This window comes from Streptomyces rishiriensis (assembly GCF_003112535.1).
GTDB lineage: Bacteria > Actinomycetota > Actinomycetes > Streptomycetales > Streptomycetaceae > Streptomyces > Streptomyces rishiriensis.
Genome location: NZ_BEWA01000002.1, coordinates 148759 through 167286 on the forward strand (window position 1 = coordinate 148759; position 18528 = coordinate 167286).

Sequence of the window (18528 nt, forward strand, 5' to 3'; positions counted from 1 at the left end):
GAAACGAAAAATCCCCTCGCACAGGAGGGGACGCCGCGCCGATTCCGAACCGTCCGATCACCGGCGGTCGGGACTGATCAGCGCGGCTCGCTAAGCAGAAGGCGTACAGCACGCATGGCGTTAGGGTACCGCAGGCCTTGAGCAGGCCGCGACGAACTTACGTATGCATGGTCGCGACAACGTTGAGGAGCCGGGAACGGGGGGTCGGAGCTGAACCAAGGCCAATGGTTACTTCGCGTAACAGCCGCTATAGGACATCACGCAAGTCACATCGTCGTTTCATAACAACGCAATAACTCAAACCTCGTACCCATCGGTATGGAGCCACTTAGAGTTCGGCAGCGGGACCGCTTTCCCGAAACTGCTCGGAGTTGCCCCCATGAACCCTCGTTCTAGTTACAGCTCGCTCCCCAAGCCCGGCCGGTCGGCCTACGGGTTGGCGACGGCTGTCGTCCTGGTCCTCATACCTGTGGTCGTCCTGGTCGGCGGCGACCAGGTGCAGGCCTTCCTCAACTTCGGTGCGGGCGTCCTGTCGCTGGTATGCCTGACCTGCTCGGTCATCTGGGGCCTGGTCGCCCAGGACCGGCTCATCCTCAACACGCGTCAGCGGATCCTCGCGCAGGGCGTCCACCGCGTGACCGCCGTGGGCTCCATCGCGTTCCTCGTGGTGCACATCACGGTCAAACTGGCACTGGACCACACCGTGCTGATCGCCGCGCTGATCCCGTTCAGCCTGGGCGTCAAGGGCAGCGCCGGACTCATCGGCCTCGGCTCCCTGGCCGCACTGCTCATGATCTTCGTGGGCATCACCGGCGCGCTGCGCAACCAGTTCGCCGCACCGGCCGAGGTCGCCGCCCGCTGGCGTGCGATGCACATGCTGGCCTACCCGGCGCTGTGCGCGGCCCTCATCCATGGCCTGTTCGCAGGCCGCGCGGCCAAGCCGTTCTTCATGATCTCCTACGAGATCTGCCTGGTCGGCGTCATGGCCGCCCTCGCGCTGCGCTCCGCCCCGCGCCCGTTCAAGCGCAAGGTCGCCGATCGGATCACCGGGATCCTGGGCACGCAGGACCGCTTCGACATGGACGGCCTCGAGGCGTCACGCGCGCGCGTCACGGAGACCGGATCGTCGGCGCTGCCCGGCTACGAGGGCCGCTCCGGCCGCTCACCGCTGACCGACACCATGAGCTCCACGCGGATGGCTCCGCCGGCGTCGCCGATGTACGACACGCCGGTCACCCCGGAGCCCGCCAACGGCTTCGCGGCCGCCTACCGCGCCGTCAACACGCCGCCGCGCGGTCAGCAGCAGCCCTATGTGGCCGACCAGACGGCACGCATGGGCATGCCGTTCGACCTGCAGCAGGCCACGGAGGCGATCCCGCGCGTCGACAATGGCGGCAGCACCTCGGGCAGTTGGCCGGTCCCGTCCCCTCCGCCGGTCGGCGAGGCCCCGCCGTCCGCCTACGACCCTCTCCAGGACACGGGATTCAACATCCCGGTCTATGACAATTCGGGTGCCGGCGGATACGGCGCACGTGACGTGTACGACACCGGTGAGACGAATCAGGCCTACGGCGCGTACAACCAGAACGACACGTACAACAGCGGTCCCGCCAATGAACCAGCGCCCGGCGCGTCCTTCGACGCACCGGGTTCGGGCGAACCTTGGAACACGCCTTCCGGAGGCTATAGGTGAACGAGGCCCTGCCCGACGTCCCAGAAGTCCGCGTGGTCGGCCTTCCGCAGCTCACGTCGGGCTTCGACCTTGTCGAACGACTCGATCTGCCCATGCACCTCAAGGTGCACGGGCCGCTCGAGCCCCTGGGCGGAGAGGCCCTCGCGAAGCTCTCCGAGAACATCAACCTGAAGGGCCGCGGCGGCGCGGGCTTCCCCTTCCACAAGAAGCTGCGCTCGGTCGCCGAGACCGCGATCAAGCGCGGCGTCCGGCCGGTCGTCGTCGTCAACGGCAGCGAGGACGAGCCGGCCTGCCGCAAGGACACGGTGCTCATCAACCGTGCCCCGCATCTCATCCTGGACGGCGCTCTGCTGGTCGCGGAGGCGCTGGGTGCCCGCACGCTCGTGGTGGGGGTCACCCGCGAATCCACCCAGCGCTCCATGGAGGCCGCGCTCGCCGAGCGCGGCCTCAGCAACGGCCGTAGATCGGCGCTGAAGGCGTTCGTCCAGCGCAACCCCATCCGCATGGTCACCGGCGCGGCCGCGTCGCTGATCCGCTCCATCGACGGTGGTCCGCCGATCCCGCCCGGCCGCAAGGTCAGCGCCTCGCAGAACGGCGTGGGCGGCGCGCCGACCCTGCTGTCCAACGCCGAGACGTTCGCCCAGCTGGCCATCGCCGCCCGCATCGGCCCCGAGCGCTACGGCAACACCGGCCTGTACGACGAGCCGGGCACCGTCATGCTGACGGTGTCCGGCGCGGTCGCCCGCCCGATGGTGATCGAGGTCCCCACTGGCGTTCCGCTGCGTTACGTCCTTCAGCTCGCCGGCGCACCGCCGGTGCCCCAGGGCGTGCTGACCGGCGGGTACCACGGCAAGTGGATCGACGCGGCGACGGTCAACGAGGCGATCGTCTCCCGCAACTCCCTGGACGCGGTGGGCGGGGCGCTCGGCGCCGGCGCGATCCTGCCGATCAGCCAGGAGACCTGCCCGCTGGGCGAGTCGCTGCGCGTGGCCCAGTGGCTGGCCGACGAGAGCGCGGGCCAGTGCGGTCCCTGCTACCTCGGTCTGCCGGCCGCCGCGCGCGGGATGGAGGACATCCTCAACGGAGGCGGCCCGGCCGCGCTGGAGGCGCTCAAGCAGGTCGCCAAGAACGTGAAGCGACGCGGGGCGTGCTCGCATCCGGACGGCTCCGCGATGTTCCTCGAGTCGACCATCAAGGCGTTCACCGACGACCTGGCCGCGCATGTCCTCGGCAATGGCTGCGGACGGCCCGTGGAGGGCGTTCTGCCGCTCTTCGAGGCCGGCATGGCCCCCGCGGGCATCACGAGCGGCAACGCGGCGGAGGACAGCGGCTCCAGCCGCCAGAAGATCTTCGTGGACTGGACGCTGTGCCGCGGGCACGGCCTGTGCGCCGACATCCTCCCCGAGGTGTTCCAGCTCGGCGCCGACGGCTTCCCGACCGTGGCCCAGGCCAAGGTGCCGCAGTACGCGGAGGCCAAGGCTCTACGCGCGGTGCGTCGCTGTCCGGCGCTGGCCCTGCGCATCGAGGAGGACACCCGCGCGCAGGCGCCCGCGCGCAACCTCCCGGTCCTCTCCCAGGGACGCGGCCGCCGCGCCCTGGGGCGCTGAGCGGTACGACACACAACGTCGGCCGACGAGACGACTGGTTGACGAACGCGCGAGGGGCCGCCTGAGAACAGGCGGCCCCTCGCGCGTTCGTCAGCCGCCCCTGACGCAAAAAGATCCCGCCGGATCGCATCCGATCCGGCGGGATCTGCTGTGGAGCTAAGGAGAATTGAACTCCTGACCTCCTGCATGCCATGCAGGCGCTCTACCAACTGAGCTATAGCCCCTCATGGTCTGGCGGCGGAGCCGCTCTTAGACCGTGTCGCCCGGTTTCCCTGGCGGCGACGCCAACATTACCGGCAGGAAGGGTGGACCACCAAATCGTTTCCGCCCTGTCCGTTTTCGCCCCATATGCACATTCGGTGCGCCGCCGAACTCCGCCGCACGACGTCAAGCGGTGACGAACGAATAGAACCGCTTGAGCGTGCAGTGCTCCTCCAGGAGCCGCCCGTAGATCGGCTCGCCCTCCAGCTCACGGTACGTCTCGATCGGGTCGCCTTTTATGATCAGCGCCCGCGCGCATTCCTCGCACCAGTACTGGTAGTCCGGGTTGACCGGCTCCATGTCACGGACGATCGGGGTGCCGCTGCCGCACCAGTCGCACTTTCGCCTGTGTGCACCCATCGATCAGCTCCAGCTGTGGCCGCAGGCCGTGCACACGTAGGAAGTCCCGCCGTTGTCGCCGAGCACCAGGGCCACATGACCGGAACCGCAGGAGGGGCAGTTGAGCCGGGTGGCCTTGTCCCGTGGCAACGCCACTTCGGAGAGGTGGCCGACCTCTCCGAGGATGCTCGCAGGCATCGCTACTCCCTCCCGTCGGGCCGCGCCCCCTTCCGGCCGTTTGATTCTGCCACGGCCAGACCAATACGGTCAGCGACGCCTCAGTACCAGTCCGGACACAGCACCGAGGGCGGCTGTCGTAGCGAGCGCGAACATGCATGTGAGAAGCGCTTCCGCAGAGGTATACGCCGCCGGGACCCCAACTGACTCAAGTCGGTTGAAGAACAGTGTGCCGAAGACCGCGACGCCGATCAGCTGCCCGAGCTGGGCGACCGTGGCGAGCAGTCCGGCGGCGTCCGCCGCGTCCTCGGGCCGCACCGTCGCCAGCGCGCCGGTCAGCGTCGGGCCGAAGGCGAGCGCGAGTCCGGCGCCCACGCCGGCGTACGCGACGAACAGCCACGCGCCCCCGTGGCCGCCGCCCTTGAAGGCCAGACCCACGCCGGTCACCGACAGCGCGAGGAGCACGAACCCCGCCGCGGCCGGCGACCGTCGCCAGGGCGCGGGCCACCTGCGCCAGGTGAGCCCGACCACCCCGAAGACGAACGCGGTCGGCGCGAAGGTGAGACCCGCGCGCAGCGCGCTGTAGCCGAGGCCGCCCTGGACGTGCAGGGTCAGCACGAACAGGAAGCCGCCGTTGACCGCCATCACGGCCGTGACCCGCAGGACGGCCAGACCCATGCCGGGGTGCCGCAGGACACGGGGCGCGATCAACGGGGCTCCGCCGCGCCGGGCCAGCCGCGCCTCGTAACCGCAGAACGCGACGAACACGAGCGCGCCGACGGCCAGCGACAGCCCGGACCACCAGGGCCAGCCCTGGTCCTGCCCGATCACCAACGGCACCGTGACGAGCGAGACGGCCGCGCCCAGGAGCACGAGGCCGGGCCAGTCCGACGCGCGCGCCCCTTCGCGCGCCGCCGGCCTCGCCGTGTCCCGACCCACGCCCCCGCCCCCGCCCCGCGGCAGGACGCGCCTGCCGACGGCCAGCAGGACGAGCCCCACCGGCACATTCACGAGGAACACCGGACGCCAGCCCGCGCCCAGCAGGTCGGCGCCGACCAGAACGCCGCCCGCCACCTGACCGGCGGCCGCGCCGACGGCGATCACCGCCGCGTAGACGCCCAGCGCCCGTGCCCGGGCCTCGCCGGTGAACGTGCGCTGGATCAGAGTGAGCACCTGCGGGATCATCACCGCCGATCCGACGCCCTGCACCAGCCGGAACGCGATCAGCTCGGTACTCCCCCGGGCCAGTCCGCAGGCCAGCGACGCCACCGTGAACACAGCGAGCCCGACGAGGTGGACCCGGCCGTGCCCGAACCGGTCGCCGAGGCGCGCGCCGGTGATCAGCAGCACGGAGTAGGTGATGGCGTAGCCGGCGACGACCAGTTGCAGGTCCGCGCCGGAGGCGTTCAGGTCGGAACCGATCGTGGGGGCCGCGACGTTCACGATGAAGACGTCGAGCAGTGCCATGAACTGGGCTGCCAGCACGACCGCCAGCAGCCGCCGAGGCCGATTGTCAGTGCCAGGGGCTTTACTGACGGAAGGACTTGAAACGGGTGGAAAGGGCGCGGGGACCGGGCCCGTCCCGGATGTCGTCGTCATGCCGTCGAGCGTGACGAGGACCCGGTACGGGTGCCGAGAGCCCGCCGATGCTGGTACTGACAGCACCTGGCAGAGGCCGGACGGGGGATCGACCATGGGGGACGTGACGATGGGGAACGTGACGACGGGGACACGGGCAGGCTCGGGGACGCGGGCAGGCTCGGGGGCAAGGGCGACGGCCGACGCCGACGGTGAGACGCGGAGCGCGCACGCCCCGGGCCGGGCACATCGACGCCGGCCCGAGCTGGCCGCGTTCCTGCGCGGCAGGCGCGCCCGGGTGACACCGGGAGACGTCGGGATGCCTCCCGGGCTGCGGCGGCGCACACCGGGCCTGCGGCGCGAGGAGGTCGCCCAGCTGTCGGGGGTGGGCGTCACCTGGTACACGTGGCTGGAGCAGGGGCGGCCGATCAACGCCTCCGCGCAGGTCCTGGACGCGGTGGCGCGCACCCTGCGGCTCGACCCGCCGGAGCGGGAGCATCTGTACCACCTGGCGGAGGTGCCCTTCGCGGCCGCGCCCGAGGCGCTGGTGCAGAGCGTGGGTCCGGAGATCCAGGGCATCATCGACGCCCTGTCGCCCCGCCCGGCGGTGGTCTACAACTCGCGTTACGACATCCTGGCCGCCAACGGCGTCTACCGAGACCTGTTCATCGCTCCGGCCGCCGAGCCGGCCGCGCGGGTGCCGGCGAACGCCCTGCGGGGGCTGTTCGCCCTGCGGGAGGAGGAATCCCCGTTGCTCGTCCAGGACAAGGAGCTGCTGCAGGTGATGGTGGCGACCCTGCGGGCGTCGTACGGACTGCATGCGGGTGAGCCCGTCTGGGAGGACTTCATATGCGGGCTGTCCCAGGCCAGTCCTCTGTTCGCGCGGCTCTGGGCGTCCGGTGACGTGGCGGAGCCGGGCCCCCGCGTGAAGGCCTTCCGGCACAAGGCGGTGGGCGAACTGCGGATGACGTCCACGTCCCTGTCGATCAACGGGATGCCGGAGTGCCGGATCGTCGTCTACACGCCGGACGACGAGGAGACGGCGCGGCGCACGGCCCTGCTGCGGAAGGAGACGACAAAAAATCCCGCCCCCTGAGGGACGGGATCTTCGTGAGCCGATGTCGACCGGTTTCGCCGCTTCCATCGATCTTTGACAACTCAACAGAGTGTCGACCGACTGATCGAACCGATCCATCTGTGGAGCTAAGGAGAATTGAACTCCTGACCTCCTGCATGCCATGCAGGCGCTCTACCAACTGAGCTATAGCCCCTTGCGTTCTTCCCGCTCGGCGGTGCGAACAAGAAGAACTTTAGCCTGCGACCTGCCGGAAAGTGAAATCCGGCCCCCGCGGGCCGAGCGGCCGCTCAGTCGTCGTCGCCGAGCACCGGCTCGGGCAGCGTGCCGGCGTTGTGCTCCAGCAGTCGCCAGCCGCGCGCGCCCACGCCGAGGACCGACCAGCAGCAGTTCGAGAGACCGCCGAGGCTCTCCCAGCTGTGCGCATCCAGGCCGAGAAGACGGCCGATGGTGGTGCGGATGGTGCCGCCGTGGCTGACCACGACGAGCGTGCCGTCCTCGGGCAGTTTCTCGGCATGCCGCAGCACGACCGGAGCGGCCCGGTCGGCCACCTCGGTCTCCAGTTCGCCGCCGCCGCGGCGGACCGGCTCACCGCGCTTCCACGCGGTGTACTCCGCACCGTGGCGGGCGATGATCTCTTCGTGCGTCAGCCCCTGCCAGGAGCCCGCGTACGTCTCGCGCAGGGCCTCGTCGTGGGTGACGGCCAGGCCGGTGAGCGCGGCCAGCTCGGCGGCCGTGTTCGCGGCCCGGGACAGGTCCGAGGCGACGATCGCGTCGGGCTGGAGGGAGGCCAGCAGCCGGGCGGAGCGGCGGGCCTGGGCCACGCCGGTCTCGGTCAGCTCGACGTCCGTCGTGCCCTGGAAGCGGCGCTCCACGTTCCAGGCGGTCTGGCCGTGCCGCCAGAGGATGACGCGGCGGCCGCGCCCCGGCTCACGGGACGCGGCGGTCTGCGCCCCGGCAGTCACCGCAGCTCCCCGAATCCGGCGTCGGCGTCCTCCTCGGCCTGCAGCTTGGCGTGTTCCTGGGCCTTGCCGCGGGTCGCCAGGGCGTCTGCGGGCAGCTCCAGCTCGGGGCAGTCCTTCCACAGCCGCTCGAGGGCGTAGAAGACGCGCTCCTCGCTGTGCTGGACGTGGACCACGATGTCGACGTAGTCGAGCAGGATCCAGCGGGCGTCGCGGTCGCCCTCACGGCGTACCGGCTTGGCGCCGAGCTCCTTCTGGAGGCGCTCCTCGATCTCGTCGACGATCGACTTGACCTGGCGGTCGTTGGGGGCGGAGGCCAGCAGGAAGGCGTCCGTGATCGACAGCACGTCGCTGACGTCGTAGGCGATGATGTCGTGCGCGAGCTTGTCGGCAGCCGCCTGGGCGGCGGTCTGGATGAGCTCGATGGAGCGGTCGGTGGCGGTCACTACGTGGCTTTCCGTCGGCGGACACTTGTCCCCAAGGGTCTCACGGACCGCCGACGCCACCCCACGTGCTCAGCGGATCACGCGGGGAACGCCTCCGTACGGTCCCCGCCGCTCCCCTCGCCCGCACGACGCGGACCACCCGCACTGCGCACACCATCCGCACTGCGGGAACCACCCGCGCGACGGGAACCGCTCGGGCGACCGGACCGCTCACCCGGTCGCGGAGGGCTTGTAGTCCTCGCCCAGGACGACCGCCACGTCGGCGTTCCCGGAGACGGAGCCCTTCTTCACGGCGCCGGCGTCGAGACCCAGGGTCTTGGCGACCTCGGAGGCGTTCTCCTTCTCGGCGGGGTCGGCGTAGAGCACCTGGGAGGCGGCCTTCGTGCTCGACGGGCTGCCGGCCTCCAGGAAGGTGAAGCCGCCGTTGAGGATGACCACACGCGCGTCCTCGGTGTTGGCCTTGTCGCCGCTGGCGTTCTGCACGGACACGCTGACGGCTGCGCCCTTGTCGGGGCTCTTCGCGGTGCCTCCGAGGACGTCCTTGACGACGCTCGCGCTGGCCGCTGCGCTGAGCGTGCCGTCGTTCTGGACCGGGAGCAGGGCGGTCTTGTAGTCCCCGCCCTTGGCGAGGTCGGCGAGTTTGGCGAGGAAGGCGCCGAGGTCCTTGTCCGTCAGGGAGGGATCGAGGATCTGCGCCAGCGTCTGGACGGTGACGGTCGCGCCCTGGGCGTCGGAGGACACCTTGCGCAACACGCCTTGCATGACCTGGCCGAACCGCTGCAGCTGGGCGTTCTGCGGCTCCCCGGGGGCGCGGTAGGTGGCGTAGGCGACGGCCGCCTTGCCGCTGAGGGTCTGGTTCTCGCCCTTGGCGACGAGCGGGGCCTGGCCCTTCTTGGCGGCCGGGTCGGGCACGGCCGCGTCGGTGTCGACCTCGATGTTGCCGACGAGGTCGACGAGGTTCTGCAGATAGGGGGTGTCGAGCCGCCAGGTGCCCTCGATGCTGGTGCCGAGAACCGTGGCCAGTGCGTCGCGCGTCCCGGCGGAGCCGTCGTCGTCGACGGACTTGGCGAGCGTCGTCGTGGCGCCGTCGTCGTCCGTGAGGACGAGGGAGTTGGGCAGCAGGACCGTGGTGGCCTGCTTGGCCGTGGTGTTGTCGACGAGCAGCACCGTGGAAGTGCCGCCCCCCGCTGTGTTGTGCAGGTGGACGACGACCACGTCGCGCTTCTGGGCCCCGGCGGTCGTGGTCTTGGCGTCCGGGTCCGAGGACGACGACAGTCCGGGCAGCTTGCCGGCGAACCAGAGGTAGCCCACTCCGCCGACCGCCACCAGCGCCAGCACCACGGCGAGGGCGACGACGCGGCTGCGGGCGCGACGTTTGGCCTCCTCGCGGCGCTCGGTGCGGTTCTCGGTGAAGTTCAGCCAGTCGATGACGTCCTCGGAGTCACCGCCCTGCTCCTCGACGAAGGCGAACTGCTCGGTGTGGTAATCCCGTTGCTCCCCTGAGGCGGCGTCGGACGTGCCGCGCGCGGGGGACGCCGGGTCATCGGTTTCGCGCTCCGCCTCGGAGACCCCGGTCTCCACGGGACCGGCCTGCTGGGGGATGTACGCGGTCTGCTCGGCGGCACGCGGCTGCCCGACCCGGGGCTGCTGTCCGCCGGCGGCGGTCTGGCCGAAGGGGTCGTACGGGACCTCGGTGGCGGCGCCGTAGGGGTCGTGGCCGACGGGGGCCTGCCGACCCGTGTCGTAGCCGGAGGCGGACGGCTGACGGCCCGTGTCGTAGCCGGAGGGGGCCGACTGACGGCCGGTGTCGTAACGGGGCTCGGCCGGACGGCCGGTGTCGTACGGGTCGTATGCGGGCGCCTGCTGCTGCCCGCCCATGGCGTACGGGTCGTAGCCGTACCCCTGCTGTCCCTGAGGCCCTTGCTGCCCCTGAGGTCCTTGCTGTCCTTGTTGCCCCTGTTGCCCGTAGTCGTAGGGCTGCTGCGGCATCTGCCGGGGCGGGACCTGCGGGACCTGCCGGTAGACGGGCTGCCCGTACTCGTCGTAGCCGACGAGTTCGTACTGGCCGTCCCCGTACCCCGCGTCGTATCGGTCGTTCACCGGTACCCCTCTCGGCTCACTGGCCGCGGTACAGCTCGCGCTTGTCGATGTAGCGCACGACTCCGTCGGGCACCAGATACCAGACGGGGTCGCCCTTGGCGACTCTCGCACGGCAGTCCGTCGAGGAGATGGCGAGGGCGGGGACCTCGACGAGCGAGACGCCCCCCTCCGGCAGGCCGGGGTCCATGAGGTTGTGCCCGGGCCGGGTGACGCCGACGAAGTGCGCGAGGGCGAACAGTTCCTCGCTGTCCCGCCAGGTCAGGATCTGTCCCAGGGCGTCGGCGCCGGTGATGAAGAAGAGGTCCGTGTCGGGGTTGAGGGCCCGCAGGTCGCGGAGGGTGTCCACGGTGTACGTGGGGCCGCCGCGGTCGATGTCGATGCGGCTGACCGAGAACTGCGGGTTCTCGGCGGTCGCGATGACCGTCATCAGGTAGCGGTCCTCGGCCGGGGAGACACTGCGGTGGGTCTTCTGCCACGGCTGCCCGGTCGGGACGAACACGACCTCGTCCAGGTGGAACTGCGCGGCGACCTCACTGGCCGCCACGAGGTGTCCGTGGTGGATCGGATCGAACGTTCCGCCCATGACGCCGAGGCGGCGCTTGCCCGGGTTCCGCGGGCCGGTAGGCATGTCCTGCTCTCCCATGCGTGCAGACCCTACCGGCCCGGTCCGGGGGCCCCGGCCGTCGGACGCCCGGAGCGTCCCGCTATGCCGGACTGCCCGTCGGTGATCATGTGCCGGCTCAGCGGTCGCGGTTGAAGCGGGTGGTGATCCACAGCAGGAGCAGCAGGATGAGGAACGCGCTGCCACCGGTGACCAGGGGGCTCAGGCTCTCGTGGTTGCCACCGTGCTCCCCGCCCTCGGCGGCGAGGGTGACCAACTGGGCAGCGGCGCTGTGAAGGCTCATCTTCGGCAGGACCTATCCGATGGAGGTCCCCCCGCTCGACCGGAGCCGAGAGTGGGGGAGGGCGGGAAAGACGTCGGCCCATGGTAAGCGTGAGGGTCGGCGGCGATCACGCCGACTCCGCCATTGGGAACCTTCGCGACGGCTCAGTCGTCCTTCCGCTTGTAGCCCCGCAGCAGAAACCACGCGGTGAGCACACAGCCAAGGATCATCACGATCAGTACGACGCGGAGCAGATTCCCCGCCCCCTGCTGATGGGCGGCGCCGGCGGCTTCGGTGAGCCAGGCGGCTGCGGGGTGGTGCTCCATGGCGTGGGACTCCTTAGGTGTAGTGCCCGTCCACGGTAACTCCGCCCAGGGTGGGCTCCGCTTCGGGGGCGCAAAGGGCCGCACAAGGGTCCGTAAAGGGTCAGGTAAAGGCCACACAGACGCACATGGGGGAAGACATGTCGGACGAAGGCCACGAGCACCACGGCGCCGGTCACGAGAAGGCGCCGAGCAGGCAGCGCAGGCGCTTCCCGGGAATCTCCTCGCGTGCGTACGAGCACCCGGCGGACCGTTCCGCGCTGGTGGCGCTGCGCAAGCTGAGCGGCTTCGACACGGTGTTCAAGGCGCTCAGCGGGCTGCTGCCCGAGCGGAGTCTGAGACTGCTGTTCCTGTCCGACTCGGTGCGGGTCTCCGACCAGCAGTTCGCGCACCTCAACGACATGCTGCGGGACGCCTGCCACATCCTGGACCTGGAGAAGGTCCCGCCCATGTACGTCGCCCAGGATCCGCAGCCCAACGCGATGTGCATCGGCCTGGACGAGCCGATCATCGTCGTCACCACCGGTCTCGTCGAGCTGCTGGACGAGGAGGAGATGCGCGCGGTCGTCGGACACGAGGTGGGCCACGCCCTGTCCGGGCACGCCGTGTACCGCACGATCCTGCTGTTCCTGACCAACCTGGCCATCCGGGTCGCCTGGATCCCGCTGGGCAACCTCGCGATCATGGCGATCGTGACGGCGCTGCGCGAATGGTTCCGCAAGTCGGAGCTGTCAGCCGACCGCGCGGGTCTTCTCGTCGGCCAGGACCTGAAGGCGTCGATGCGCGGCCTCATGAAGATCGCCGGCGGCAACCACCTGCACGAGATGAACGTGGACGCGTTCCTGCAGCAGGCGGAGGAGTACGAGGCGTCCGGGGACCTGCGCGACTCGGTGCTGAAGATCCTCAACGTGCTGCCCCGCACCCACCCCTTCTCCACCGTGCGCGCGGCCGAGCTGAAGAAGTGGGCGGAGTCCCGCGACCACCAGCGGATCATGGACGGGCACTACCCGCGGCGCGGCGAGGACAAGGACACCTCGGTCACGGACTCCTTCCGCGAGTCGGCCGCCCACTACGCCACCAGCGTCAAGAGCTCCAAGGATCCGCTGATGAAGCTGGTCAGCGACATAGCCGGCGGCGCGGGCGATCTGGGCGGCAGGGTGCGTCGCGGTTTCGGCGGGTTCACCGGCCCGGCTCCGTCGGACGACTCGTCGCCGCGCAACGGCTCGACCGGCACCGACGGCGGCACGGACGGTACGGGCGGACCGACGGAGACGCCTCCGCGCGACGCGACCTGACGGCCCCCTCCGCGACGGGCCCCGACGGCGGCGGCCTCTGCCTGGCCCGGCCGGAAGGCGGGAGCGCCGGCCCGGTGCCGCCGGACAGCGGCGGCCTCGGCCAGCTGCGACCGGACGGCGGGGCCTCGCCCGGTGCGGCCGGACGGCGGGGACCTCGGCCCGATGCGACCCGACGGCGGCGGCCCCGGGCCTTGCGTCGGGAGCGGCTCCCTGCCGACGGTCGAAGGCCGACGGTCGGCGCCCCCTACCGATATCGGTGTCCCGACCATCGAGGAGCCCTCGGGGAGCCTGGCGTCCGGGGCTCAGATCTTCGGTTGGGCGCTCGTCGCCAGGGCTCCGCACAGGGCCGTCGCGTCGTCGGTCGCGTAGGGGTCCGTGCCGGCCGGGCCGCCCGCCTTCGCGGTCTGGCCGGCGAGCAGGGGACGCAGATGGTTCGTGGAGTCCTCGGCGCAGGACAGCGGGCCCGCCTGGACGTAGGACACGCTCAGCTGGACCTGGTGGGTGCGCAGGTCGACGCGGTCGAAGCGGAAGTGCAGCTCGCGTCGGACCGTGAAGAGGGAGGCCGCGGCGCCCGTCTCCGCGCCGGTGGGGCGCAGGGCGTACACGAAGGTGTGGTCGGCGGTCACCTCAAGGGTCGAGGAGTCGGTCTCGACGGCCTGCAGGGTGCCCTGGACGCGGATTTTGCTGTCGGCCAGCTCCACCCGGGCCGGGTCAAAGCGGATCAGCCAGCCGGTCGGGGCGTGCCGGCCGTCGGCGGTCGGGCGGCTGAAGCTCTCGTCGAACTGGTCGAGCTGGTCGGAGTCGACCAGGGCGCGCACGGGCCGCACCTGCTGCCCGGTGAGCACCTCCGGGTAGAGGGAGGAGTGCACGATGTAGTCCTTGGCCGTGGTCAGGGCGGTGACCACCTGACTGTCGGAGAAGTGCGCGGTCCGCCGGGAGGCCGGCAGCGGGATGCCCTCGGCGCCGACCCGGAACTGCGCGGCGGGGCTGTGCGCGAACAGGGTCTCGGGGGCGGCCGCTCCGGGCACGACGCCCTGCGGGGAGAGCGGGATGACGGTCATCCGCAGGGGCTCGACGGACCGGCGCGCCGCCTGGTTCTGGTAGGGGCTGCGCAGGCCCATGTAGACGGCCGTGCCGAAGGCGACGGCGACCAGCAGGACCAGGATCAGCGCCTGCCGGGACAGCCCCCGGCGCAGGGGCGGACGACGGCGGACGGCGGGGGCGTGGTCGGTCAGGCGCTCCTGGGCGGAGTACTCCTGGATACGGGCAGCGCGGACGAACGATTCGTCGAAGACGACGGATCGGTACTCGTCCTCGCCACCTCCGGAAGTGCCTTCGGGGGTCCCCTCCGGTGGGTCTCCAGGCCCGGCCATACTTTCAGAGTAGGTCTCGCGGAGCTCGGGTAAACGCCCCGCCGTACCGCAACTTCTGACAGGTACTCACCAGCTTCACCCAGGGCTCGCAACGCCATCGCACGGCGCTGCGTCGCACATGCCTTCAGGGTGTGTGAGGAGCCGCGGAGACGGGTGGCCGGAAAGAGTCGGCGGATGCGGTGGGGGGCGGCACGCTCCCCTGTTCGAGGCCGGTCGTGGCGGGCGGCGGCACCTGGTCCCGGCTGTCCGAGGACCCGCCCCGGTAGACCGCGGCGAAGGCCAGCGCGACCATCCCGATGCCCATCACGAGGGCGAGCATCCAGGCCACCGCTCGGTGCCACCGGATCTGCTTGCCGTACGCGCCGGGAGCGCCGTAGCGGCGTTCCCAGGCTTCGGGAAGGTCGGCGTCGTCCGGGTCGTCGAGGTCGGGATCATGGCCGAAACCACCGGTCCCGTAGGGGTCGTCGTAGCGGTCGCCTCTGGCGCGGGCTCGGCGGGCCTCGGCCTCGGAGGCCTTGGCTCTCGCCTCCGCGGCGGCCAGGAGGCGTTCGACGGCGGTCGGCTCGTGCACCACGGCCGCCTGCACGAAGGCCTCGTCGAAGACCACGGAGGCGAACTCTTCGTCCGACACCCCGCGGTCGTGATCGTCGTCGGGCTCCCAGCCGTCAGGGAACGGCATACCCCCCACGTCCTCCGGCACGGTTCCAGAGTAGACCTGGAGGGTCAATTTGGGCAGGCGGTAGGGAAAGTCGTCCACCGGATGAGACGCCTGTCACGGCCGCCCGCGAGCGGGCCCGACCCGGCCCCGTGCAGCGGGAGCGACGGCCCCCGTCAGCGCCGTACGTGCCCGTCGCCGGTGACGATGTACTTGGTGCTGGTCAGTTCCGGCAGGCCCATCGGGCCCCGGGCGTGCAGCTTCTGGGTGGAGATGCCGATCTCCGCGCCGAAGCCGAACTGGCCGCCGTCGGTGAAGCGGGTGGAGGCGTTCACGGCCACGGTGGTGGAATCCACCAATTGGGTGAACCGGCGGGCCGCCTGCTGCGAGGTGGTGACGATCGCCTCGGTGTGACCGGAGGTCCAGAGCCTGATGTGCTCGACGGCCTTGTCCAGCGAGTCGACGACGGCGGCGGCGATGTCGTAGGAGAGGTACTCGGTCTCCCAGTCCTCCGGCGTGGCCTCCACGACGGTCGCCTTGGAGCCCTCGGCGCACGCCAGCACGCGCTCGTCGGCGTGGACCGTCACGCCCGCCTCGGCGAGGGCGTCGAGGGCGCGCGGCAGGAACGCCGGGGCGATGTCCTGGTGGACGAGGAGGGTCTCGGCGGCGTTGCAGACGCTGACCCGGTGCGCCTTGGAGTTGATCAGGATGTCGATCGCCATGTCGAGGTCGGCGTGGGCGTCGACGTAGACGTGGCAGTTGCCGGTGCCGGTCTCGATGACCGGGACGGTGGACTCCGTGACCACGGTCCGGATGAGCGACGCGCCGCCGCGCGGGATGAGGACGTCGACCAGTCCGCGGGCCCGCATCAGCTCGCCGACGCTCTCGCGGCCCTCACCGGGCACCAGCTGCACGGCGTCGGCGGGCAGCCCGGCGCCGCCGACGGCGTCGCGGAGCACCCTGACGAGGGCGGTGTTCGACTCGTAGGCGGAGGACGAGCCGCGCAGCAGCACCGCGTTGCCCGACTTCAGGCAGAGGGCGGCGGCGTCCACGGTGACGTTCGGCCGGGCCTCGTAGATGATGCCGACGACGCCGAGCGGGACCCGGACCTGGCGCAGGTCGATGCCGTTGGGAAGGGTGGAGCCCCGGACGACCTCGCCGACGGGGTCGGGCAGCGCGACGACGTCCCGCACGTCCGAGGCGATGGCCCGCACCCGCTCCGGGGTCAGGGTCAGCCGGTCGACGATGGCCTCGCTGGTGCCCGCCTCCCGCGCCTTGGCGATGTCCCTGGCGTTGGCCTCCACGATTTCGCTCGTGCGGACCTCCAGCGCGTCCGCGATGGCGAGCAGCGCGTCGTCCTTCACGGCACGCGGCAGCGGCGCGAGGTCGGCGGCGGCCGCCTTGGCGCGGTAGGCGGCGCGGGTGACCGGGGACATGGAGTCGTACGGCGAGAGCGTGGTCATAAGGGAAGGGTAGTGCGCCGCACCGACCGGTTCTCCGCTCGTTCCACACCCCGAGACACCCCGAGACGCCCCGAGGCGACCCGAGACGCCCCGAGGCAACCTGAGGCGACCTGAGAGATCCAGGGCGCCCCTGCCCTCAGGTTCGCCGGGCGCGCCTGACGGCCCGGCCCCCGGCCCCGGCACGACGGCCCCCGGTTGCGCCCCGGCGCATCCCCTACGTCAGGCACGTCCCGCGGCTGCCCGCGCTACGGGCCCCCGGCCAGGCCCAACCGGCGACGGCGACGGCGACGGCGACGGGCATCAGTAGGGGTGGACGCCGACGGGGGTCGCCGGGGCCGGACCGTAGCCCTCGGCGATGCGCTGGTGGTAGGTCTGGCGGTCGATGACCTCCAGGCCGACGATCTCCCAGGGCGGGAGCCCGGCGGTCTGGCGGTGCTCGCCCCACAGGCGCAGGGCGACGGCGGCCGCGTCGTGCAGGTCGCGGGCCTCCTCCCAGTACCGGATCTCGGCGTGGTCGCCCGCGTATCTGCTGGTCAGGAGGAAGGGATGGTCGTGCGCGAGCTGTTCGAGAGCGCGCCGGACCTCCTTCAGCGGGGCCTGTTCACCGGAGACGCTGAGGGTCACGTGCCACAGCCGGGGGACGTCCACGGGCTGCCCGTCCTTCGACTCGGCGACCTCCTGGGCCCGGTACGTCTCCCCGGCCGCCACGCTGGTCAGGGCGCGCTCCTCGCCGGGCGCACGCGCCGGCGCACCCGCCGTACGCGACGACGCCGGCCCGGCCGTGCGCGGTGCCGCCCCGCCGGCCACGCCGGTACTCCCACGGGCCGCTGCCACCCCAGGGCGCACTCGTCTCACGACGGCCTCCTTTACGCAGCGCTCGTGCGGATCGTGTGCCGCGCTCGCCCACCGGACTCCCGCGGTCTGTCACTGAGACAAAGTTGAGCAGGCCGCACGGCTCTGTGGGGCGGTTTCACGGAACGTCCCCCACCGGTACGGTCCGTTCGAGCGCGTTTACGGGTGCAGAATCACCAGGTCGTCCCGGTGGACGACCTCGCGCTCGTACTCCGCGCCGAGCTCCCGTGCCAGCTCGCGGGTCGACCGCCCGAGCAACTGAGGGATCTCCTTGGCGTCGAAGTTGACGAGGCCGCGGGCCACCGCGCGCCCCCGGGCGTCGCGCAGTTCCACGGGGTCGCCCGCGCTGAACTCGCCCTCGACGGAGGCGATCCCGGCCGGCAGCAGCGAGGTACGCCGTTCGACGACCGCGCGCACCGCGCCGTCGTCCAGCGTCAGCGACCCCTGCGGGGTGGACGCGTGCTGCAGCCACAGCAGCCGGTCGGCCGAGCGCTTGCCGGTGGCGTGGAAGAAGGTGCCGGTGTCCCCGCCGGCGAAGGCGTCGGCCGCGTGGACGGCGCTGGTGAGGACGACGGGGATGCCGGCGGCCGCCGCGATCCGGGCGGCCTCGACCTTGGTGACCATGCCGCCGGTTCCGACGCCCGCCTTGCCGGCGCTGCCGATCTCGACGTGCGCGAGGTCCTCGGGGGCCCGCACCTCGGCGATCCGTGAGGTGTCCGGCCTGCTGGGGTCGCCGTCGTAGACGCCGTCGACGTCGGACAGCAGGACGAGCAGGTCGGCGTGGACGAGGTGGGCGACGAGGGCGGCGAGCCGGTCGTTGTCGCCGAAGCGGATCTCGTCGGTGGCGACGGTGTCGTTCTCGTTGACGATCGGGAACGCGCCCATCGCGAGCAGCTTGTCGAGGGTGCGGGAGGCATTGCGGTGGTGGGCGCGCCGGCTCATGTCGTCGCTGGTCAGCAGCACCTGACCGACGCGGACGCCGTACCGGGCGAAGGAGGCGGTGTAGCGCGCCACCAGCAGTCCCTGGCCGACGCTGGCGGCGGCCTGCTGGCGGGCCAGGTCCTTGGGCCGGCGGCGCAGGCCCAGCGGGGCGAGTCCGGCCGCGATCGCACCGGACGAGACGAGGACGACCTCCTTCTCCCCTCCGCTGCGGCTCTTGGCGAGGACGTCGACGAGCGCGTCGACCCGGTCGGCGTCCAGCCCGCCGGAGGCCGTGGTCAGCGACGAGGAGCCGACCTTGACGACGATCCTGCGGGCTTCGCCCACGGCCTGCCTTGCCCCTGCCACGTTGATCTGCGCTCCTCGCATAGGTCCACGCTGTCCACGGCTGCTTTTCCGGCAATCTACGCGAACGGAGGCGCGGGTCGCGCGGGGGTTTCACTGCGCGGACGGATACGCCGGGTCAGCCGTTGCCGCGACGGCTCACAGCCCGGCCGGATACGGAA

At 71.3% G+C, this 18528-nt stretch carries 18 protein-coding genes and 2 tRNA genes; 4 read left to right on the plus strand and 16 right to left on the minus strand.

Annotated elements, in window-relative coordinates:
- Positions 1–379 precede the first annotated feature (379 nt).
- Both Sri02f_RS02380 and Sri02f_RS02385 read left to right on the plus strand, forming a co-directional pair.
- Positions 380–1693, plus strand: coding sequence for a cytochrome b family protein (locus tag Sri02f_RS02380; protein ID WP_174855568.1), 1314 nt, complete (start codon positions 380–382; stop codon positions 1691–1693).
- Positions 1690–3300: an NADH-quinone oxidoreductase subunit NuoF family protein gene (locus Sri02f_RS02385; protein WP_108999380.1), complete on the plus strand. Its 1611-nt coding sequence runs from the start codon at positions 1690–1692 to the stop codon at positions 3298–3300. Before Sri02f_RS02380 ends, Sri02f_RS02385 begins: the two co-directional genes overlap by 4 nt.
- A gap of 151 nt (positions 3301–3451) precedes the next feature.
- On the opposite strand, the gene Sri02f_RS02390 is transcribed toward Sri02f_RS02385, so the two are convergent.
- From Sri02f_RS02390 to Sri02f_RS02405, 4 genes are all read right to left on the minus strand, one after another.
- Positions 3452–3524, minus strand: a tRNA-Ala gene (locus Sri02f_RS02390).
- A gap of 163 nt (positions 3525–3687) precedes the next feature.
- Positions 3688–3921: a hypothetical protein gene (locus Sri02f_RS02395; protein WP_003976229.1), complete on the minus strand. Its 234-nt coding sequence runs from the start codon at positions 3919–3921 to the stop codon at positions 3688–3690.
- A gap of 3 nt (positions 3922–3924) precedes the next feature.
- Positions 3925–4098 carry a hypothetical protein gene (locus tag Sri02f_RS02400; RefSeq protein WP_107450363.1) on the minus strand — a complete coding sequence of 58 codons (174 nt, stop codon included), beginning with the start codon at positions 4096–4098 and terminating at the stop codon, positions 3925–3927.
- Positions 4099–4167: 69 nt separating this feature from the next.
- On the minus strand, positions 4168–5562 hold the full coding sequence (locus tag Sri02f_RS02405) for an MFS transporter (protein WP_245970362.1): 1395 nt from the start codon (positions 5560–5562) through the stop codon (positions 4168–4170).
- Positions 5563–5770: 208 nt separating this feature from the next.
- On the opposite strand from Sri02f_RS02405, the gene Sri02f_RS02410 reads away from it, so the two are divergent.
- The gene (locus tag Sri02f_RS02410; RefSeq protein WP_373865060.1) at positions 5771–6751 is read left to right on the plus strand and encodes a helix-turn-helix transcriptional regulator; all 981 of its coding nucleotides are present in this window, start codon (positions 5771–5773) and stop codon (positions 6749–6751) included.
- Positions 6752–6853: 102 nt separating this feature from the next.
- Here Sri02f_RS02410 and Sri02f_RS02415 read toward each other — a convergent pair.
- The 7 genes from Sri02f_RS02415 to Sri02f_RS02440 form a co-directional block, all read right to left on the minus strand.
- Positions 6854–6926: transfer RNA gene (locus tag Sri02f_RS02415), tRNA-Ala, on the minus strand.
- 94 nt (positions 6927–7020) lie between these two features.
- The gene (locus tag Sri02f_RS02420; RefSeq protein WP_108999381.1) at positions 7021–7695 is read right to left on the minus strand and encodes a histidine phosphatase family protein; all 675 of its coding nucleotides are present in this window, start codon (positions 7693–7695) and stop codon (positions 7021–7023) included.
- Positions 7692–8138 (minus strand): ribosome silencing factor, encoded by a 447-nt coding sequence (rsfS, locus tag Sri02f_RS02425; protein WP_108999382.1) that lies wholly within the window; start codon positions 8136–8138, stop codon positions 7692–7694. Before rsfS ends, Sri02f_RS02420 begins: the two co-directional genes overlap by 4 nt.
- A 210-nt stretch (positions 8139–8348) precedes the next feature.
- Positions 8349–10238, minus strand: coding sequence for an LCP family protein (locus tag Sri02f_RS02430; protein ID WP_108999383.1), 1890 nt, complete (start codon positions 10236–10238; stop codon positions 8349–8351).
- A gap of 16 nt (positions 10239–10254) precedes the next feature.
- Positions 10255–10881, minus strand: coding sequence for a nicotinate-nucleotide adenylyltransferase (gene nadD / locus Sri02f_RS02435; RefSeq protein ID WP_108999384.1), 627 nt, complete (start codon positions 10879–10881; stop codon positions 10255–10257).
- Between the two features lie 97 nt (positions 10882–10978).
- Positions 10979–11143 carry a hypothetical protein gene (locus Sri02f_RS41640; RefSeq protein ID WP_167467473.1) on the minus strand — a complete coding sequence of 55 codons (165 nt, stop codon included), beginning with the start codon at positions 11141–11143 and terminating at the stop codon, positions 10979–10981.
- Positions 11144–11286: 143 nt separating this feature from the next.
- Complete coding sequence (locus Sri02f_RS02440; protein WP_108999385.1) at positions 11287–11448, minus strand: hypothetical protein; 162 nt, start codon at positions 11446–11448, stop codon at positions 11287–11289.
- 137 nt (positions 11449–11585) lie between these two features.
- Between Sri02f_RS02440 and Sri02f_RS02445 the strand changes: the two genes are divergently transcribed.
- A complete protein-coding gene (locus Sri02f_RS02445) occupies positions 11586–12740 on the plus strand; it encodes a M48 family metallopeptidase (protein ID WP_108999386.1) in 1155 nt (384 codons plus the stop codon).
- A gap of 302 nt (positions 12741–13042) precedes the next feature.
- Here Sri02f_RS02445 and Sri02f_RS02450 read toward each other — a convergent pair whose 3' ends face one another.
- The 5 genes from Sri02f_RS02450 to proB form a co-directional block, all read right to left on the minus strand.
- A complete protein-coding gene (locus tag Sri02f_RS02450; RefSeq protein WP_108999387.1) occupies positions 13043–14113 on the minus strand; it encodes an SCO2583 family membrane protein in 1071 nt (356 codons plus the stop codon).
- Positions 14114–14237: 124 nt separating this feature from the next.
- On the minus strand, positions 14238–14813 hold the full coding sequence (locus tag Sri02f_RS02455) for an SCO2584 family spore wall biosynthesis protein (protein ID WP_108999388.1): 576 nt from the start codon (positions 14811–14813) through the stop codon (positions 14238–14240).
- A gap of 131 nt (positions 14814–14944) precedes the next feature.
- Positions 14945–16231, minus strand: a complete 1287-nt coding sequence (locus Sri02f_RS02460; RefSeq protein WP_108999389.1) for a glutamate-5-semialdehyde dehydrogenase — start codon at positions 16229–16231, stop codon at positions 14945–14947.
- 300 nt (positions 16232–16531) lie between these two features.
- Positions 16532–17086, minus strand: coding sequence for a DUF8830 family protein (locus Sri02f_RS02465; protein ID WP_108999390.1), 555 nt, complete (start codon positions 17084–17086; stop codon positions 16532–16534).
- Positions 17087–17242: 156 nt separating this feature from the next.
- The gene (gene proB, locus Sri02f_RS02470; RefSeq protein WP_108999391.1) at positions 17243–18349 is read right to left on the minus strand and encodes a glutamate 5-kinase; all 1107 of its coding nucleotides are present in this window, start codon (positions 18347–18349) and stop codon (positions 17243–17245) included.
- Between the last annotated feature and the right edge of the window lie 179 nt (positions 18350–18528).